Here is a 17,378-nt window from a genome sequence, read left to right on the forward strand (position 1 = left end):
GGGGCACGGCGAGCAGGGCCAGGAGGACCGGCAGGACGAGGCCCGCGCGACTCCGGCGGGGCGGGGCCGGCCGGGCGGTGCGGGGCGGTCGCGGCGCCTCCTGCGCGGGCCTCGGCCCTCGCGTCGCGTCGAGCGGCACCACCGCCATCACGCCCCCCATCGTCGCCTTCGGTCACGGATCAGGCGCAGAGCGTAGCCAGGGGGTGGGCGGGGGCGGTTCGCGGGCGGGGGCGACACGACGTGCGCGGGCGTGCGCGTCCCCCGTTCGGCCCCCGGATCAGGGCCCGCACCCCAGGCACGTAACAGGATGAAGTGGTCGATTCTCGGCGAGAAGGCGGTACGGGCATGCAGTTCGACGACGACGCCAACCTGGACACGTCAGAGGTCCAGGACGTGCGCGGCAGCCGGGTCCCCGGGGGCAAGGCGACCATCGGGGGCGGTCTCGCCGGGCTGATCGCGCTGTTCTTCGGCCTGTTCTTCGGCACGAACGAGTTCGGGCTCTCGTCGGACGACACCGGCGCGCCCGCGACGACGGTGTCGAGCGCGGCGCAGGTGCAGCAGCAGTGCCGCACGGGATCGGACGCGAACACCAAGGAGGACTGCCGGATCGTCGCCGTGGTCAACTCCGTCCAGGACTACTGGCGCCAGGAGTTCCAGCGCCGCAGCGGCAGCTACGGCGCCGCGTCCACGGTGTTCTTCACCAACCGGGTGCCCACGGCGTGCGGGCAGGCGACGTCGGCGGTCGGCCCGTTCTACTGCCCGGGCGACCGGAAGGTCTATCTCGACCTGGGGTTCTTCGACGAGCTGCGGACCAAGTTCGGTTCGAGCGGCGGGCCCTTCGCGCAGGCGTACGTGGTGGCGCACGAGTACGGGCACCACGTGCAGAACCAGATGGGCACCCTGCAGCGCTCGCAGGACGGGCGCACCGGGCAGAACAGCAACGCCGTGAAGGTCGAGCTGCAGGCCGACTGCTACGCCGGCGTGTGGGCGCGGCACGCCACCACGACGCCCGACGAGTCGACCGGCAGGCCGCTCATCACGAGCCTGACCGACGCCGACATCCGCGACGGCCTGGACGCCGCGGCGGCGGTCGGCGACGACCGGATCCAGGAGCGGTTCCAGGGCCGGGTGACGCCCGAGTCATGGACGCACGGCTCGGCCCAGCAGCGCCAGCAGTGGTTCTACCAGGGGTACAGGAGCGGCGACATGGCGCAGTGCAACACCTTCCGGTGAGCCGCGCCCAGGCGCCTAGGCGCCGCCGGTGTGCACCTGGAAGGCGGCCCGGCGGACCGCCTTGGCGAGCGCCGGGTCGGGGTGCGCGGCGGCCAGGGCGACCAGGACCTGGACCGTGCGGGGGTGGCCGACGGCCCGTACCTCCGCGATCAGCGCGGGCACGGTGGGCTGCACCGCGGACTCCAAGTGCCGTACGAGGAGCGGGGCTTCGCCGTGGTCGGCGACCGCGGCGGCGGTGTCGACCCAGAGCCAGGTGGCCTCCTCCCGGGTGAGCACGGTGTGCACGTCCTCGGGGTCGGCGCCCTCGTACTCGGCGAGCCACAGCAGCGCGTAGGGCCGCAGGTGCGGGTCCTCGGCGGCGCGGCGGACCTCGGGTTCGGCGGGGGCGCCGACGACGCGCAGCGCCTCGAAGGCGAGGCCGCGCAGCAGGGCGTCCTCGCCCCGGGCGCCGTCGAGGAGTTCGGTGATGGCGGTGCCGACGTCGCGGGCGGCGAGCCAGGCCCGGTACTCGGCGCGGGCCGCGTTCGGGCGGAGCCGGGCGCAGCCGCGCAGCATGTCCTCGGCGGACTGCTCGATGTTGCCCGCCGGGGACTGGGCGGCGACGCAGATCTGCTCCAGCTTGACCCAGACCGCCCAACTCCCCAGCGGGGTCAGGGTGGCGTGCCCGTCGGCGTACGTCAGCGCGCCGACGGCGGCGAGGCCGCGCAGCGCCCAGTCGAGCAGCGGCAGGAGCGGGGTGTCCTGCGGCGGCACCGGTTCCGGCTGGGGCCCGAAGGGGATCTCGCAGCGCTCGGTGCGCAGCTCGGTGACGCGCTGGTCGAGGAGGTCGAGGAGCTGGGCCGCCGGGACCGGGTCGGCCATCAGCTGGAGGAACGAGAGCAGCTGCGGCACGGCCTCGACGGCCTCGGCCACCGCGGCGGCCTCCAGGGAGTCCGGCGCCGGGTGGACGAGCGACCACGCGTCGAACAGGGCGACCCAGCCGCGCAGTACGGCGGTGTCGTCGCGGTCCCAGGCGCGCAGCCGCCAGCCGGGGCGCGCGGTGTCGCCGTGCACCTCGACGAGTCCGGCCAGCCGTGCGGTGTCCCAGTCGGCGCGGACCTGGCGCACCGTCAGACCGAGGTCGTCGGCGGCGCGCCGGGCGGTCGCGTCGGAGAGGGTGCCCTTTCCGTCGCCGGCCGCCGTGTCGTTGCCGGGGCTCAGGGTGGCATCCGCCCAGCGGGCCACCCGCACGGCGGCGGCCAGGCCGAGCCGTGCGGTGCGGGCGAGTTCGGCGGGGGGTGGGGTGCCCTCCGGGGGACGCGGCGCGGGGCGGCGGGTCGCTGCGCGCGGGGCGGCGGCGGCCAGGGGCTGGCGGCGTGGGCGGACAAGTCGGAGCCGGGAGTCGCGCGGGGTACGGGACGTCACTGGAGCAGTCTCCAGGGTGACCCTCCGAATTCCCAAACGGGAGCTTCTGTTCGGGGTTCGGTCCGCGGTTCGTGGCGGCTTCCGGTTCGGCGGGCCGACACCGGTCGAACCGTCACATCAACGGCGTGAGGAAGCGTCGCAGGGCCTCTTCGTAGCCCGCCGGGTCCGCGTTCCACATCGCGTTGTGCGGGGCGTCGTCGACGGTGTGCAGGGTGACCAGGTCGCGGCGCCGCTCGGCCAGGCGGCGGGACAGGGACCAGGGGGCGACCTCGTCGTCGGGGCCGTGCACGACGAGCGTGGGGACCTTGAGGGCGGCCGGATCGGCGGCCTCGGCGAGGCGGTCGCCGCTCAGTCCCGTGCGGCCCTGGGCGGCGCGGACCGCGAGCGGCAGCAGCGGGCCGGGGGTGCGGCGGGCCCGGGCGAGGGCGCGCAGGGTCGCCTCCCAGGAGAGCACCGGGGAGTCGAGGACGAGGCCGGTGACGCGGTCGCGCAGCGCGGAGTGGGCGGCGGCGTGCAGGGCCATCGCGGCGCCGGTGGACCAGCCCATGAGGATGACGCGCCGCGCCCCGTAGCGCACGGCGTAGCGGATCGCCGCGTCCAGGTCGCGCCACTCCGTCTCGCCGAGGTGGTTCAGGCCGTCCGGGGAGCGGGGCGCGCCGAGGTCGCCGCGGTAGGCGAGGTCGAGCACCGGGAACTGGTGGCGGTGCAGGAACTCCATGAGGTTCATGGGGTGTTCGCGGGTGGTGCCGAGGCCGTGCACGGTGATGACCCAGGTGTCCCGGACGCCGGGCACGAACCAGGCGGGCAGTGCGCCGAGCTCGCCGGGCACGTCGACGTCGGCGTGGTCGAGGCCGAGCGCGGACTTGGGGTCGCCGATGTGGACCTGGGGCGTGAGCCAGGCACGGGCGCCGGGTTCCAGGACGCCGTGGGTGACCCGCTCCAGTCTGCGGACGACGGCGTCGGCCTCGTGCGGCGCCGACTCGACGACCGGGCCGATGACCGCGTGGAAGCCGTCGCCCGCGAGCCCGTAGGTGCCCGCGCGCCGGGAGGCCAGGTCACGGGTGAGGGTGATCTGGCCGGCCGCGGTGGCGTGGACCGTGAGCCGGGGTTCGGTGGGCAGCGGGCGGCCGGCGGGCGCCTTGAGCGCGGCGTCGCTGGCCAGTCGGCCGGCGGCGATCGCGGCGGCCGAGGCCCCGAGGACGGCGGTGACGGCAGCGGCCGTCGCTTTGGCGGTGCGCACCCGTCCAGTGTCGACGGACGGGCGCGCCGCGGCCAGCGGGGCGGTGGGCAGGGGTGACGGCGGTGGGCCGCCGGGGCGGGTGGGGCGGGATTTCCGTGCGTCACGGGGATGGCGGCCGCTGCCCGTATCCGCTGAGCCGCTCCCCCGCCGCCCGCAGCTGCTCGTCGGTGAGGAGCGACGGGGTCAGCCCGGGCACGGAGTGGGCGGTGAGCCACAGCCGGCACATCCACTCGAGCTGCGCGGTGCGGTCGTAGGCCTGGGAGAGACTGCCCCCGTATGTGACGGTTCCGTGGTTCTGCAGCAGACACCCGGTGCGCTCGGCCAGCGCCATGAGCATGTTCTCGGCCAACTCCTCGGTGCCGTACGTGGCGTAGGGGGCGACGCGGACGGGACCGCCGAGGGCCGCCGCCATGTAGTGGACGGGCGGGAGCTCGGGGACGAGCGTGGACACGGCGGTGGCGTGCACGGCGTGGGTGTGCACGACGGCGCGGGCGTCGGTGTGCCGGTACACGGCGAGGTGCAGCGGCAGCTCGCTGGTGGGTTCGAGGGTGCCCGCGTGCCGCTCGCCGTCGAGGTCGACGGCGACGACGTCGCGCGGGCCGAGCCGGTCGTACGGGACGCCGCTCGGGGTCACCAGGACGATGCCGTCGCCCACGCGCACCGAGACGTTGCCGGAGGTGCCGACGACCAGTCCGTCGGTCACAGTCCTGCGGGCCGTCGCGACCAGTTCTTCCCACGCCTGCTCGAGTTCCGTCATGGCGGGCATCCTGCCAGCCCGCGAGCGCGGCGGGCCGGTGCGGATCCCGGGGATCCGGAAGCCCTCATATGGGCATAGATCCCCTTCTGAGGACGATTGGCTTGGCTTCGACGGGCAAGACGGGATCATCCGGTAATCTCTGGGAGATTTGTCATGCACGTCGCCATCCGGGGGGAAATATGGCTCGTGATCACAAACCGTCCCGCCGTCGCGCCCGCATCGCCGTCGCGACCTCCGTCGCCGCTCTGACCCTGGGGGGAACCGCGCTCGCGGAGCTGCCGGCCCAGGCGGCGGGGAAGCCGAGGGGGCACGACGTCTCGTCGCACCAGAAGAAGGTCAACTGGCAGAAGGCGAGGAACAAGGGGGCCCGGTTCGTCTACGTGAAGGCGACCGAGTCCACGACCTACCGCAATCCCTACTTCACGCAGCAGTACAACGGCGCCCGCAACGCCGGGATCATCCGCGGCGCCTACCACTTCGCCCTGCCGAACAAGTCGTCCGGCGCGACGCAGGCCTCGTACTTCGTGCGCAACGGCGGTGGCTGGCGACGGGACGGCTGGACGCTGCCGCCCGCGCTCGACATCGAGTACAACCCGTACAGCGCGAAGAAGTGCTACGGCCTGAGCAGGTCGAAGATGGTCCGGTGGATCTCGTCCTTCAGCAACGAGGTGAAGCGCAGGACCGGGCGGCGCCCGGTGATCTACACCAACTACCACTGGTGGAAGCGGTGCACCGGCAACAGCGGCGCCTTCGCCACCAACCACGCCCTGTGGCTCGCCCGCTACGACGAGAGCGCGGGGTCACTGCCCAAGGGGTGGTCGTACTGGACGTTCTGGCAGTACGGCAACAGCGGTCGCCTGCCGGGTGATCAGAATCTCTTCAACGGGTCGATGACCCAGCTCAAGAGGTTCGCCCGGGGATAGGTCCGAAGGGCCTTGCCGAGAGTCCCGGAGCCCGAGATTCCGGGGCTTTCGGAGGGTCGGGCCGGGGGCGATCCGGAATGCGTGCCACCGCCACGTGTCAAGCGGAGCGGGGGGCCTCCGGATCGGGTCACCGTGCCGCCCGACCCAGTTCATCTTCCGTTCACCCAGCTTGCCTACGTTCACCGTGCCACTGACGTCCAACCGAAGCCTGGGTAAATGGAACACATCACGCTGCTCCTTGCGATCGTGATCGTCACCGCGCTGGTTTTTGATTTCACCAACGGTTTCCACGACACCGCCAACGCGATGGCGACGACCATCTCGACAGGCGCTCTCAAGCCGAAGACGGCGGTGGCCATGTCCGCCGTGCTCAACCTCGTCGGCGCGTTCCTCTCCGTGGAGGTCGCGAAGACCATCTCCGGCGGCATCATCAACGAGGACGGCCTCAAGACAGAGGTCATATTCGCGGCGCTCGTCGGCGCCATCCTCTGGAACCTGCTGACCTGGCTGGTCGGCCTGCCGTCCAGCTCCTCGCACGCCCTGTTCGGCGGCCTCATCGGCGCCGCCGTCATGTCGATGGGCTGGTCCTCGGTGAACGGCGGCACCGTCGTCACCAAGGTGCTGCTCCCCGCGGTCGCCGCACCGATCGTCGCCGGCCTCGCCGCGATGCTCGCCACGCGCCTGACCTACCGCATCAGCAAGAAGACCGACCAGAAGGCCACCGCCAAGGGCTACCGCGCCGGGCAGATCGCCTCGGCCGGCCTCGTCTCGCTCGCGCACGGCACGAACGACGCGCAGAAGACGATGGGCATCATCACGCTCGCCCTGATCACCGGCGGGGTCATCGCGCCCGACGCCGACCCGCCGCTGTGGGTCATCGTCTCGGCCGGCATCGCCATCGCGCTCGGCACGTACCTGGGCGGCTGGCGCATCATCCGCACCATGGGCAAGGGCCTGACCGACCTGCAGCCGCAGCAGGGGTTCGCCGCGCAGACCAGCGCCGCGACCGTCATCCTCGCCTCGTCGCACCTGGGCTTCTCGCTCTCCACCACGCAGTCGTGCTCCGGCGCCGTGATGGGTTCGGGTCTCGGCCGCAAGGGCGGCGTGGTCCGCTGGTCCACCGCCAACCGGATGTTCGTCGCGTGGGGCCTGACCCTGCCGGCCGCCGGTCTGGTCGGTGCGGGCGCCGAGTTCCTCACCAAGCAGGGCCCGTGGGGCATCGGCCTGACGGCCGCGCTCCTGGTCGCCGGTTCCGCGGTCATCTGGAAGCTCTCGCGCCGCAACTCCATCGACCACCGGAACGTCACCGACGACGAGGTCGGCACCCCGGCCGCCGCCGAGGAGCCCGCGGGCGTCGTGACCACGGCCATCGCCGCCGTCACCCCGCCGCCGGCCGGCACCCTCACCACCGAGGAGTCCGCGGTCGCGGCGGAGGTCAAGGCGACCATCCCCGCCCCGGCCCCGGCCGACCCCGCGCGCCCCGCCGGCGCCACGCTGTAAGGAAGCAGGACCAGCTATGAAGATCGACTGGGCAGCTCTCGGCTCCGTGTTCGGAGTCAGCCTCGTGGTCACCGTGGCCCTGGTGGGCCTGTTCACCCTCGGCATCGTCGGCCTCTCCAAGAAGGAGGCCGCGGCGGAGCGGGGCGGGTCGGCCGCGGCCGTCACGTCCGGTGCGTACCTCTGCTTCGCGCTGTGTGCGGCGGCTGTGGCGTACGGGATCTATTTGATCGTCGCGTGATCGGAGCCGGTCCGCCTTCACTTGTCGAACGCGAACCGGCCGGGACAGCACCCGAGCGGGGTGCGGGACGTACGGCGTCCCGCACCCCGCTTTCGCGTTCGAGTCGCCGCCGGAACGGGCACGCATGCCGGCCACAGGCGACGGGTGGGAATGGCGGTACTTCGCGGCCGCCGCTCACGGACTCGACCGCACCGATGGTGCTGGTGATGCGCCTGGCACGGGAGTGACGGACTCCGGCGGCCCCGGCGGCCCGGCCGCACCCGAACCCACGGGCACCGGCGGCGAGCCCGGCGCACCGGTGGACGGGGCCTCGTACGGCGTCGTGGTCATGCACGTGTCGGACGACGACGGCCGCACCGAGCGGGCGGACCGCGGACCGCTCTCCGTCTGCCGGTTCCAGCCTAGGGACGCCCGGTTTTCGACACCTAGAGGAAACCCGGCCCTGTGGCGCGGCCACGCATCCCGTTGTGGACCTCCCCACACTCACCCACCCCAGGTCAACAGCAAGTTGACGCACCTTCTCGGAGCGTGGTGGACTTCCCCCGCCATATACGGCAGCAGTTGAGGAAGCCGGTGCGAATCCGGCGCGGTCCCGCCACTGTCAGTCCCCTTCGTGAGGGGGCGAGCCAGGAACTCACGCTGTCGGTCTCGTCGAACCAGGGCGTGGACACCCTGAGTGAGGACAACCACCGCCATGTTCGCCCTTCGCGGCGCCGGGCGGGCCGAGCGCGTGTATGCGTGCGGGGCCGCCGCAGGACTCCTTGCCGATCTGCTGCTCGGCGATCCGCGCCGCGGGCACCCCGTCGCCGGTTTCGGCCGGGCCGCGGGCGCCGTCGAGCGGCTGCTGTGGCGGGACCACCGGGGCTGGGGCGCCCTGCACACCGCCGTGTGTGCGGGCGGGGCCACCGCCGTCGGTCTGGCCGCCGCGCACGCCGTACGCCGCTCCCCCGCCGCCTCCGTCGCGCTGACGGCCGCCGCGACCTGGGCCGTGGTCGGCGGGACCTCGCTGGGCCGGGAGGCCCGGGCGGTCGGGTCCGCGCTGGAGGCCGGCGACGTGGCACTGGCCAGGGAGTTGCTGCCGCGCCTGTGCGGCCGGGACCCGGCCGGTCTCGACGCCGACGGGATCGCCCGGGGCGTCGTCGAGTCCGTCGCCGAGAACACCTCCGACGCCGTCGTGGGCGCGCTGGTGTGGGGGGCCGTGGGCGGAGTGCCGGGGCTGCTCGCCTTCCGCGCCGTGAACACGCTCGACGCGATGGTCGGGCACAAGTCCGCGCGGTACCGCAGGTTCGGCTGGGCCTCGGCCCGGCTCGACGACGTCGCCGGATGGCCGGGAGCCCGGCTGACCGGGGCGCTCGCCGTGCTGGCCGGGGGGCGTCCGCGCGCCGCCGTACGGGCCTGGCGGGCCGACGCGCACCGGCATCCGAGCCCGAACGCCGGGGTCGTCGAGGCCTCGTTCGCGGGGGCGCTCGGGGTGCGGCTCGGCGGGACGTTGTCGTACGGGGGCAGGGTCGAGCACCGGCCCGTCCTGAACGCGCCGGGGCGCGCGGTCGAGGTGCGTGATGTGGAACGGGCCGCGCGGTTGTCGCGGCGGATCGGTCTTGCGGCGTGGGGAGTCTGTGTGGGCGGGCGGTTGCTGTGGAGGCTTCGATGACCGGGCGCAAGGGCGGCGGGCTGCTCGTCGCGGGCACCACCTCCGACGCGGGGAAGAGCGTCGTGACCGCCGGGATCTGCCGGTGGCTGGTGCGCCAGGGCGTGAAGGTCGCGCCGTTCAAGGGGCAGAACATGTCCCTCAATTCGTTCGTGACGCGGGAGGGCGCGGAGATCGGCCGCGCCCAGGCCATGCAGGCGCAGGCCGCCCGGGCCGAGCCGAGCGCGCTGATGAACCCGGTGCTGCTCAAGCCGGGCAGCGACCGGAGCAGTCAGGTCGTGCTCATGGGGAAGCCCGTGGGCGAGTTGAGCGCGCGGGGCTATCACGGCGGGCGGCAGGCGGCGCTGCTGGACACCGTCGTGGGGTGCCTGGAGGAGTTGCGGGGCAGTCATGATGCCGTGATCTGTGAAGGGGCGGGCTCTCCCGCCGAGATCAATCTGCGCCGCACCGACATCGTGAACATGGGCATCGCGCGGGCCGCGCGGCTGCCGGTGCTCGTCGTCGGCGACATCGACCGGGGCGGCGTCTTCGCATCGTTCTTCGGGACGACGGCGCTGCTCGCGCCGGAGGACCAGGAGCTGATCGCCGGGTACCTCGTGAACAAGTTCCGGGGCGACGTGACCCTGCTGGAGCCGGGCCTCGACATGCTCGAGTCCCTGACCGGGCGGCCGACTTACGGAGTGCTGCCGTTCCAGCACGGGCTGGGCATCGACGAGGAGGACGGCCTGCGGGTGTCCCTGCGGGGCACGGTGCGGGAGTCCGTGGTGGCGCCGCCGGTCGGCGAGGACGTGCTGCGGGTCGCCGTGTGCGCGGTGCCGCTGATGTCGAACTTCACCGATGTCGACGCGCTGGCCGCCGAGCCGGGTGTCGTGGTGCGGTTCGTGGACCGGGCCGAGGAGCTCGTCGACGCGGACCTGGCCGTGGTGCCGGGGACCCGCGGGACCGTCAGGGCGCTGGAGTGGCTGCGGGAGCGCGGGCTTGCCGACGCGCTGGTGCGGCGGGCCGCCGAGGGGCGGCCGGTGCTCGGGATCTGCGGCGGCTTCCAGCTGCTCGGCGAGCGCATCGAGGACGAGGTGGAGTCGCGGGCCGGGGTCGTGGACGGGCTCGGGCTGCTGCCCGTACGGGTGCGGTTCGCCGCCGGGAAGACGCTGGAGCGGCCGGTGGGTTCGGCGCTCGGCGAGCACGTCGAGGGCTACGAGATCCACCACGGGGTCGCCGAGGTGCTGGGCGGGGACCCCTTCCTCGACGGGTGCCGGGTCGGCGCCGTGTGGGGCACGCACTGGCACGGGTCTCTCGAATCGGACGGGTTCCGGCGGGCGTTCCTGCGCGAGGTCGCCCGGGACGCGGGGAGACGGTTCGTGCCCGCGCCCGACACGTCGTTCGAGGCGCTGCGCGAGGAGCAGCTGGACCGGCTCGGCGATCTGGTGGAGCGGTACGCCGACACCGACGCGCTGTGGCGGCTGATCGAGGGCGGGGCGCCCGCCGGGCTGCCGTTCGTGCCGCCGGGGGCCCCGACGTGAGCGCGTCGATGCCCGCGTCCCGCGGCACGGCCGCCGACCGGCACAGCCCCGCGCCCCGCACGGGACGCGCCGAAGACCATCTGGAGGGTCGATGACCACGCCGTACCCGTTCACCGCCGTCGTCGGTCAGGACGATCTGCGGCTCGCCCTGATCCTGAACGCCGTGTCGCCCGCCGTGGGCGGTGTGCTGGTGCGCGGCGAGAAGGGCACCGCCAAGTCCACGGCCGTACGCGCGCTCTCGGCGCTGATGCCGGACGTCGACGTCGTCGCCGGCTGCCGGTTCTCCTGCGACCCGGGGGCGCCGGATCCGCAGTGCCCGGACGGGCCGCACCCGGACACGCCCGGGACCGCGCGGGCCGCGCGGATGGTCGAGCTGCCGGTCGGCGCGTCCGAGGACCGGCTCGTCGGGGCGCTCGACATCGAGCGGGCGCTCGCGGAGGGCGTGAAGGCGTTCGAGCCGGGGCTGCTGGCCGACGCGCACCGCGGGATCCTGTACGTCGACGAAGTGAACCTGCTGCACGACCACTTGGTGGACCTGCTGCTCGACGCGGCCGCCATGGGCGCCTCCTACGTCGAGCGCGAGGGCGTCTCCGTCCGGCACGCCGCGCGCTTCCTCCTCGTGGGGACGATGAACCCCGAGGAGGGCGAGCTGCGCCCGCAGTTGCTGGACCGGTTCGGGCTGACCGTGGAGGTCGCCGCGTCCCGGGAGCCGGAGCAGCGGGTCGAGGTCGTCAGGCGGCGGCTCGCCTACGACGACGATCCGGAGACGTTCGTCGCCCGCTGGGCCGAGGCGGAGGCCGAGGTGCGGGAGCGGATCGTGGCCGCGCGGGAGCTGCTGCCCCGGGTGACGCTCGGGGACGGGGCGCTGACGCAGATCGCCGCCACGTGCGCCGCGTTCGAGGTGGACGGGATGCGGGCCGACATCGTGATGGCCAGGACCGCGACGGCGCTCGCCGCGTGGGCCGGGCGCGCCGAGGTCCTCGCGGAGGACGTGCGGCAGGCCGCGCTGCTCGCGCTGCCGCACCGCAGGCGACGCAATCCGTTCGACGCGCCGGGCCTCGACGAGGACAAGCTCGACGAGACGCTGGACGAGTTCGGGCCCGACGACGACCCGGAGCCCCCCGACGGTCCTGACGGCGGGCCCGACGACGGCGGCTCCGGTCCGGACGGTGGCGGCGGGGTGCCGCCCCAGGCGTCCGAGCCGTCCCAGCCGTCGGAAGCGTCCGAGCCGGCCGGTGAGAGCGGCGGGGAGTCCCCGGAGAGTCCTGCCGAGTCGCCCGCCGAGGCCCCCGCGGCCGGTGCCGGCGGCCGGCAGCAGCAGGCCGTGTCGGCCGGCGACCCCTTCCGTACGAAGATGCTGAGCGTCCCGGGTCTGGGTGACGGCGCTGCGGGGCGCCGGTCCCGGGCCCGTACCCAGCACGGCCGGACGACGGGGTCGACGCGGCCCCGCGGCGCCCTCACGAAGCTGCACCTGGCGGCGACGGTGCAGGCCGCGGCGCCGCACCAGCGGGCCCGCGGCCGGTCGGGCCCCGGGCTCGTCGTGCGCCGCGACGACCTGCGGCAGGCGACCCGCGAGGGCCGCGAGGGCAACCTCGTGCTCTTCGTGGTCGACGCCTCCGGGTCGATGGCGGCGCGGCAGCGGATGGGCGCGGTCAAGGGCGCCGTCCTGTCACTGCTGCTCGACGCGTACCAGCGGCGCGACAAGGTGGGGCTCGTGACGTTCCGGGGCACGGGCGCCGAGGTGGCGCTGCCCCCGACGTCGAGCGTGGACGCGGCCGCCGCCCGCCTGGAGACCCTGCCGACCGGTGGCCGCACGCCGCTGGCCGCCGGACTGCTCACGGCGCACGAGGTGCTGCGGGTGGAGCGGCTGCGGGATCCGGCGCGCCGGCCGCTGCTGGTGGTCGTGACCGACGGGCGGGCCACCGGCGGCCCGGAGCCGGTGCAGCTGGCCGGGCGCGCGGCGGGGCTGCACGCCGTGGAGGGCACCGCCTCCGTGGTGGTCGACTGCGAGTCGGGCCTGGTCCGGCTCGGGCTCGCCCAGGAGCTGGCGGGTCGACTCGGCGGCACGGCCGTCACGTTGGACGAGCTGCGGGCCGACGCCATCGCCGGCCTCGTCAAGGACGTACAGAGCACACACGGAACGCCGAACCACACCAGCAGGAGGGCCGCCTGATGCCGCAGGGACAGCCGAGTGTCGTACCGGACGACGGACTGACGACGCGTCAGCGCCGCAACCGTCCGCTGGTGTTCGTGCACACGGGCATCGGCAAGGGCAAGTCGACGGCGGCCTTCGGGCTCGCGCTGCGCGCCTGGAACCAGGGCTGGCCGATCGGGGTGTTCCAGTTCGTCAAGTCGGCGAAGTGGAAGGTCGGCGAGGAGAACGCGCTGAAGGTGCTGGGCGCCTCCGGCGAGGGCGGCACCGTCGACTGGCACAAGATGGGCGAGGGCTGGTCCTGGGTCCAGCGCGACGATCAGGCGGACAACGAGGAGAAGGCGCGCGAGGGCTGGGAGCAGGTCAAGCGGGACCTGGCCGCCGAGACGTACAAGCTGTACGTGCTCGACGAGTTCGCCTATCCGCTGCACTGGGGCTGGATCGACGTCGACGAGGTCGTGCAGGTGCTGCGCGACCGGCCCGGCACCCAGCACGTCGTCATCACGGGCCGCAACGCCCCGGAGAAGCTGGTGGAGTTCGCGGACCTCGTGACCGACATGTCGAAGGTGAAGCACCCGATGGACACGGGTCAGAAGGGCCAGCGAGGCATCGAGTGGTAGTGACCGTTCCGCGGCTCGTGGTCGCCGCGCCCGCCTCCGGGTCCGGCAAGACGACGGTGGCGACCGGGCTGATGGCCGCGTTCGCCGAGCGGGGGCTCGCCGTGTCGCCGCACAAGGTGGGGCCCGACTACATCGACCCGGGCTACCACGCGCTGGCGACGGGCCGGCCCGGCCGCAACCTGGACGCGTACATGTGCGGGCCCGACCTCGTCGCGCCGCTCTTCGCGCACGGCGCGCAGGGCTGTGAACTCGCCGTCGTGGAAGGCGTGATGGGCCTCTTCGACGGGGCGTCGGGCGAGGGCGAGCTGGCGTCGACGGCGCACGTCGCCAAGCTCCTGAAGGCGCCCGTCGTCCTCGTCGTCGACGCGTCGTCGCAGTCGCGGTCGGTGGCGGCGCTCGTGCACGGCTTCGCGTCCTTCGACCCGGAGGTCCGGCTCGCGGGCGTCATCCTGAACAAGGTCGGCTCCGAGCGCCACGAGCTGCTGCTGCGGGAGGCGCTGGAGGAGGTGGGCGTCCCGGTGTACGGGGCCCTGCGCCGCACCCCGCAGGTCGCCACGCCGTCCCGGCACCTGGGCCTGGTCCCGGTGGCCGAACGCAGCACGGACGCGGTGGACTCGGTCCGTGCGTCGGCGGCGATGGTCCGCGAGGGCTGCGACCTGGAGGGTTTGCTGGCGCTGGCAAGCACGGCTCCCCCTCTCCACACGGAGGCATGGTCCCCGACTCCTTCAGGGGCGCGGGGCAGTGTCGATCAGCGGCTCCGCCGCGGGGCGCGACCAGCCACGACGGACCCGCACCCGCCCACGAACCCGGTGGTGGCCGTGGCAGCAGGCGCAGCCTTCACCTTCTCCTACACGGAACACACGGAGCTCCTGCGGGCGGCGGGTGCCGAGGTGGCCCCGTTCGACCCCTTGCACGACGAGTCCCTCCCGGAGGGCACCGCCGGGCTCGTGATCGGCGGCGGCTTCCCCGAGGTCTACGCCCCGGAGCTGTCCGCCAACGACCGGCTCCGCAAGCAGGTGGCCGAGCTGGCCGCCGGCGGCGCCCCCGTGGTGGCGGAGTGCGCGGGCCTGCTCTACCTCGCCCGCTCCCTCGACGGCCGGCCGATGTGCGGGGTGCTGGACGCCGACGCCACGATGACGGGCCGGCTCACCCTCGGCTACCGCGACGCCGTGGCCCTGACCGACAGCCCGCTCGCCGCGGCGGGGACCCGGCTGCGCGGTCACGAGTTCCACCGCACCGCCCTGGAGCCGGGCGCCGGGCCGACGCCCGCGTGGGGCATGCGGCTCCCGTCCCGGCGGGTCGAGGGCTTCGTGCAGCAGGGCGTGCACGCCAGCTATCTGCACACGCACTGGGCGGCGCTGCCCGGCATCGCCCGGCGCCTGGTCGAGTGGTGCGGCACTCCGTGAGGTCAGCCCGCGAGGCCCACCACGAGCCAGATGAAGGCCGCGCCCGCGACCGTGCACAGCAGGGTCGAGCGGGCCGGATGGTCGTGGTGGGCCTCCGGCAGGATCTCGGCGGCGGCGAGGTACAGCAGCACACCGCCGAAGAACCCCAGATAGCCACCGAGCAATTGCTCCGGAATGGTGAACAGGAGCGTCGAGGCCGCGCCCACGACGGGCGCCACCGCGTCCGCGAACAGCATCATCAGCGCCTTGCGGCGGGCGTTCCCGTACAGGCTCGTGAGCGTGTACGTGTTGAACCCGTCGGCGAAGTCGTGGGCGATCACGGCGAGCGCCACGGCGAGGCCCATGCCGCCGCCGACCTGGAACGCGGCGCCGATCGCCATGCCGTCCATCAGGCTGTGCCCGACCATCGCGGACGCGGCCGTCAGGCCCACCTCGGGGACCCGGCCGTTCGCGTGCTCGTCGGCGCCGTGCGCGGCCTGCCGCTGGGCGAGGAGGTGTTCGAGGACGTGCGCGGCGAGGAACCCGGCGACGAACAGCAGCAGCGCCGCCGGCACTCCGAACACGTCGCCGCCGGCCGCGTCCAGCGCCTCCGGCAGCAGGTCGAGTCCGACCACGCCGAGCATGAGTCCACCCGCGAGACCGAGCACCAGGTGGCGCCGGTCGGTGACCCGTTGCGCGGTCCAGCCGCCGACCAGGGTCATCACAAAGGCGCCGAGCGCCACGAACACCGCCATGGGCCCTTGCTAACCCATCCGACCCCCGCGCCGCACGTCCTGACCGCTTCCGGACGTGTCGGCCGGGTCGTGGTCGGGGTCGGCGCCCGCGCCGGGGTGGCGGCCGACGAGGTGCTCGGTCTGGTCCGGGCGGTGCTCGCCGAGGCGGGCGCCGGTGCCGCGGACCTGGTGGCGCTGGCGACCGTCGACGCGAAGGCGGCGGAGCCGGGGATCGTGCGGGCGGCGGAGGTGCTCGGGGTGCCGCTGGAGACGTATCCGGCGGAGCGGCTCGCGGCGGTGCCCGTGCCGCATCCGTCGGAGGGGGTGCGTGGCGCCGTCGGCACGCCGTCCGTCGCCGAGGCCGCCGCGCTGGTGCGCGGGGGGCGGCTGCTCGTCGCGAAGCGGGTGTCGGCCGGGGCGGGCGGGGCGCCCGGCCGGGTGACGTGTGCGGCGGCCCGGACCGGGTAGGGTCCGGTCCTCGCTCGCCCCGTTCCCCAACTCCCCTCTGAGATACACCCGTTCGCAAGGAGCTCGTCCGTGCACACCCCTCCCCCGGCCCTGCTCGCCGCACTGGAGCAGCGGCTCGACGACGTCCTGGGCGGCGGTGCCCGCACCCCCTACGACCGGGCGGGCGTGACGGTGCTCCTGGTGGGGGCCGGCTCGGCCGACCCTGCCGTCAATGCCGAACTCGTGGCGGCGGCGCGGCTGTTGTGGGAGGGCAGCGGATACGCGGGGGTCGAGACGGCGTTCGTGTCGGGGGCGGCGCCCGATGTGCCGTCGGGGCTCGACCGGTGCGCGGCGCTCGGTGCGCGGCGGGTCGTCGTGCTGGCGTGGCCGGGCTCGGCCTCCGAGCGGTGGGCGGCGCAGGCGGAGGGGTGGGCGGCCGCGCACCCGGAGGTGTCGGTGGAGCGGGCGGCCCCGCCGGAGGAGCCGGTGGCGGTCGGCGACGGCCCGGATCTGCGGCACCACGGGGACGCCGAAGTCCGGGACGACGGCGAGAAGTTGACGGATCTCGCGGTGAACGTGCGCACGGGTACGCCGCCGCGCTGGCTGCGCGAGCGCGTCATGGGTTCGGTGGAGGGGCTCGCCGCGTATCCCGACGGGCGGACGGCGCGGGCGGCGGTGGCGGCGCACCACGGGGTGCCGGTGGAGCGGGTGCTGCTGACGGCGGGGGCGGCGGAGGCGTTCGTACTGCTGGCGCGGGCGCTGCGGGTGCGGCGGCCGGTCGTCGTGCATCCGCAGTTCACCGAGCCGGAGGCGGCGCTGGCGGACGCCGGGCATGCGGTGGGGCGGGTGCTGTTGCGCGAGGAGGACGGGTTCCGGCTCGATCCGGCGCTGGTGCCGCCGGACGCGGATCTGGTCGTCGTGGGGAATCCGACGAACCCCACGTCGGTGCTGCATCCGGCGGACGTGCTGACGCGGCTCGCACGGCCGGGACGGTTCCTGGTGGTCGACGAGGCGTTCATGGACGCGGTGCCGGGTGAGCGGGAGTCGCTGGCCGGGCGGACGGACGTGCCGGGGCTCGTGGTGCTGCGGAGCCTGACGAAGACGTGGGGGCTCGCGGGGTTGCGCATCGGGTACGTGCTGGCCGCGCCGGAGGTCGTCGCCGCGCTGGAGGGGGCGCAGCCGTTGTGGCCGGTGTCGTCGCCTGCGCTGGTGGCGGCGCAGGCGTGCGTGTCGGAGCGGGGGGTGGCGGAGGCCGCTGCCGCCGCGGTGTCGGTCACGGGTGACCGGGAGCATCTGGTGGGTCTGTTGCGGGAGTTGGCGGGGGCCGGGGTGTCGGTGGCCGGGCCGGCGGAGGGGCCGTTCGTGCTGGTGCGGGTCCCGGGCGGCCGGCTGGTGCGGGAGCGGCTGCGCGGGGTCGGGTTCGCGGTGCGGCGGGGCGACACGTTTCCGGGGCTGGGGCAGGACTGGGTGCGGGTCGCCGTGCGGGACCGGGAGACGAGTGCGCGGTTCGTGGCGGCGCTGGCCGGAGTGCTGGCCGGCTGACGGGCACCGGGGGTGCGCGCCGGTGCCGCCCTCGC

Annotated in this window: 15 protein-coding genes, 1 pseudogene and 1 riboswitch; of the genes and pseudogenes, 12 read left to right on the forward strand and 4 right to left on the reverse strand. The window is 74.4% G+C overall.

Going from position 1 to position 17,378, the window contains the following annotated elements; genetic code table 11:
- Positions 1–345: 345 nt before the first annotated feature.
- Complete coding sequence (locus RBJ77_RS24145) at positions 346–1,233, forward strand: neutral zinc metallopeptidase (RefSeq protein WP_372346947.1); 888 nt, start codon at positions 346–348, stop codon at positions 1,231–1,233.
- A gap of 15 nt (positions 1,234–1,248) precedes the next feature.
- Here the strand turns inward: RBJ77_RS24145 and RBJ77_RS24150 are convergent, their stop codons facing one another.
- The 3 genes from RBJ77_RS24150 to RBJ77_RS24160 form a co-directional block, all read right to left on the reverse strand.
- Complete coding sequence (locus tag RBJ77_RS24150; RefSeq protein ID WP_372346948.1) at positions 1,249–2,637, reverse strand: hypothetical protein; 1,389 nt, start codon at positions 2,635–2,637, stop codon at positions 1,249–1,251.
- A gap of 112 nt (positions 2,638–2,749) precedes the next feature.
- Positions 2,750–3,877, reverse strand: a complete 1,128-nt coding sequence (locus RBJ77_RS24155) for an alpha/beta hydrolase (protein ID WP_372346949.1) — start codon at positions 3,875–3,877, stop codon at positions 2,750–2,752.
- A 100-nt stretch (positions 3,878–3,977) separates the two neighbouring features.
- Positions 3,978–4,634 carry a class II aldolase/adducin family protein gene (locus RBJ77_RS24160; RefSeq protein WP_372346950.1) on the reverse strand — a complete coding sequence of 219 codons (657 nt, stop codon included), beginning with the start codon at positions 4,632–4,634 and terminating at the stop codon, positions 3,978–3,980.
- Between the two features lie 179 nt (positions 4,635–4,813).
- On the opposite strand from RBJ77_RS24160, the gene RBJ77_RS24165 reads away from it, so the two are divergent.
- From RBJ77_RS24165 to RBJ77_RS24200, 8 genes are all read left to right on the forward strand, one after another.
- Positions 4,814–5,557, forward strand: a complete 744-nt coding sequence (locus RBJ77_RS24165) for a lysozyme (RefSeq protein WP_372346951.1) — start codon at positions 4,814–4,816, stop codon at positions 5,555–5,557.
- Between the two features lie 216 nt (positions 5,558–5,773).
- On the forward strand, positions 5,774–7,057 hold the full coding sequence (locus RBJ77_RS24170; RefSeq protein WP_372346952.1) for an anion permease: 1,284 nt from the start codon (positions 5,774–5,776) through the stop codon (positions 7,055–7,057).
- 16 nt (positions 7,058–7,073) lie between these two features.
- The gene (locus RBJ77_RS24175) at positions 7,074–7,295 is read left to right on the forward strand and encodes a hypothetical protein (RefSeq protein WP_255981553.1); all 222 of its coding nucleotides are present in this window, start codon (positions 7,074–7,076) and stop codon (positions 7,293–7,295) included.
- A gap of 509 nt (positions 7,296–7,804) precedes the next feature.
- A riboswitch (cobalamin riboswitch) is annotated at positions 7,805–7,952 on the forward strand.
- A 37-nt stretch (positions 7,953–7,989) separates the two neighbouring features.
- Positions 7,990–8,946, forward strand: a complete 957-nt coding sequence (locus RBJ77_RS24180) for a cobalamin biosynthesis protein (RefSeq protein ID WP_372346953.1) — start codon at positions 7,990–7,992, stop codon at positions 8,944–8,946.
- Positions 8,943–10,463, forward strand: coding sequence for a cobyric acid synthase (locus RBJ77_RS24185; protein ID WP_372346954.1), 1,521 nt, complete (start codon positions 8,943–8,945; stop codon positions 10,461–10,463). The genes RBJ77_RS24180 and RBJ77_RS24185 overlap by 4 nt, the downstream gene beginning before the upstream one ends.
- A gap of 91 nt (positions 10,464–10,554) precedes the next feature.
- Complete coding sequence (locus tag RBJ77_RS24190) at positions 10,555–12,636, forward strand: putative cobaltochelatase (protein ID WP_372346955.1); 2,082 nt, start codon at positions 10,555–10,557, stop codon at positions 12,634–12,636.
- Positions 12,636–13,235, forward strand: a complete 600-nt coding sequence (gene cobO, locus RBJ77_RS24195; RefSeq protein WP_255981543.1) for a cob(I)yrinic acid a,c-diamide adenosyltransferase — start codon at positions 12,636–12,638, stop codon at positions 13,233–13,235. Before RBJ77_RS24190 ends, cobO begins: the two co-directional genes overlap by 1 nt.
- Positions 13,235–14,641 carry a cobyrinate a,c-diamide synthase gene (locus RBJ77_RS24200; RefSeq protein ID WP_372346956.1) on the forward strand — a complete coding sequence of 469 codons (1,407 nt, stop codon included), beginning with the start codon at positions 13,235–13,237 and terminating at the stop codon, positions 14,639–14,641. Before cobO ends, RBJ77_RS24200 begins: the two co-directional genes overlap by 1 nt.
- A gap of 2 nt (positions 14,642–14,643) precedes the next feature.
- Here the strand turns inward: RBJ77_RS24200 and RBJ77_RS24205 are convergent, their stop codons facing one another.
- A complete protein-coding gene (locus RBJ77_RS24205; RefSeq protein ID WP_372346957.1) occupies positions 14,644–15,375 on the reverse strand; it encodes a ZIP family metal transporter in 732 nt (243 codons plus the stop codon).
- A gap of 6 nt (positions 15,376–15,381) precedes the next feature.
- Between RBJ77_RS24205 and RBJ77_RS24210 the strand changes: the two genes are divergently transcribed.
- The 3 genes and pseudogenes from RBJ77_RS24210 to cobC all read left to right on the forward strand — a co-directional run bounded on the left by RBJ77_RS24210 (position 15,382) and on the right by cobC (position 17,343).
- Entirely contained in the window at positions 15,382–15,822 is a 441-nt protein-coding gene (locus RBJ77_RS24210; protein WP_372346958.1) for a cobalamin biosynthesis protein, read from the forward strand.
- Positions 15,823–16,044: 222 nt separating this feature from the next.
- Positions 16,045–16,122 (forward strand): annotated as a pseudogene (locus RBJ77_RS24215) (hypothetical protein); the annotation flags it as partial.
- A 135-nt stretch (positions 16,123–16,257) separates the two neighbouring features.
- Positions 16,258–17,343 carry an Rv2231c family pyridoxal phosphate-dependent protein CobC gene (gene cobC / locus RBJ77_RS24220; RefSeq protein ID WP_372347098.1) on the forward strand — a complete coding sequence of 362 codons (1,086 nt, stop codon included), beginning with the start codon at positions 16,258–16,260 and terminating at the stop codon, positions 17,341–17,343.
- Positions 17,344–17,378 lie beyond the last annotated feature (35 nt).

Source organism: Streptomyces sp. KL116D (assembly GCF_030766975.1).
GTDB lineage: Bacteria > Actinomycetota > Actinomycetes > Streptomycetales > Streptomycetaceae > Streptomyces > Streptomyces longispororuber_A.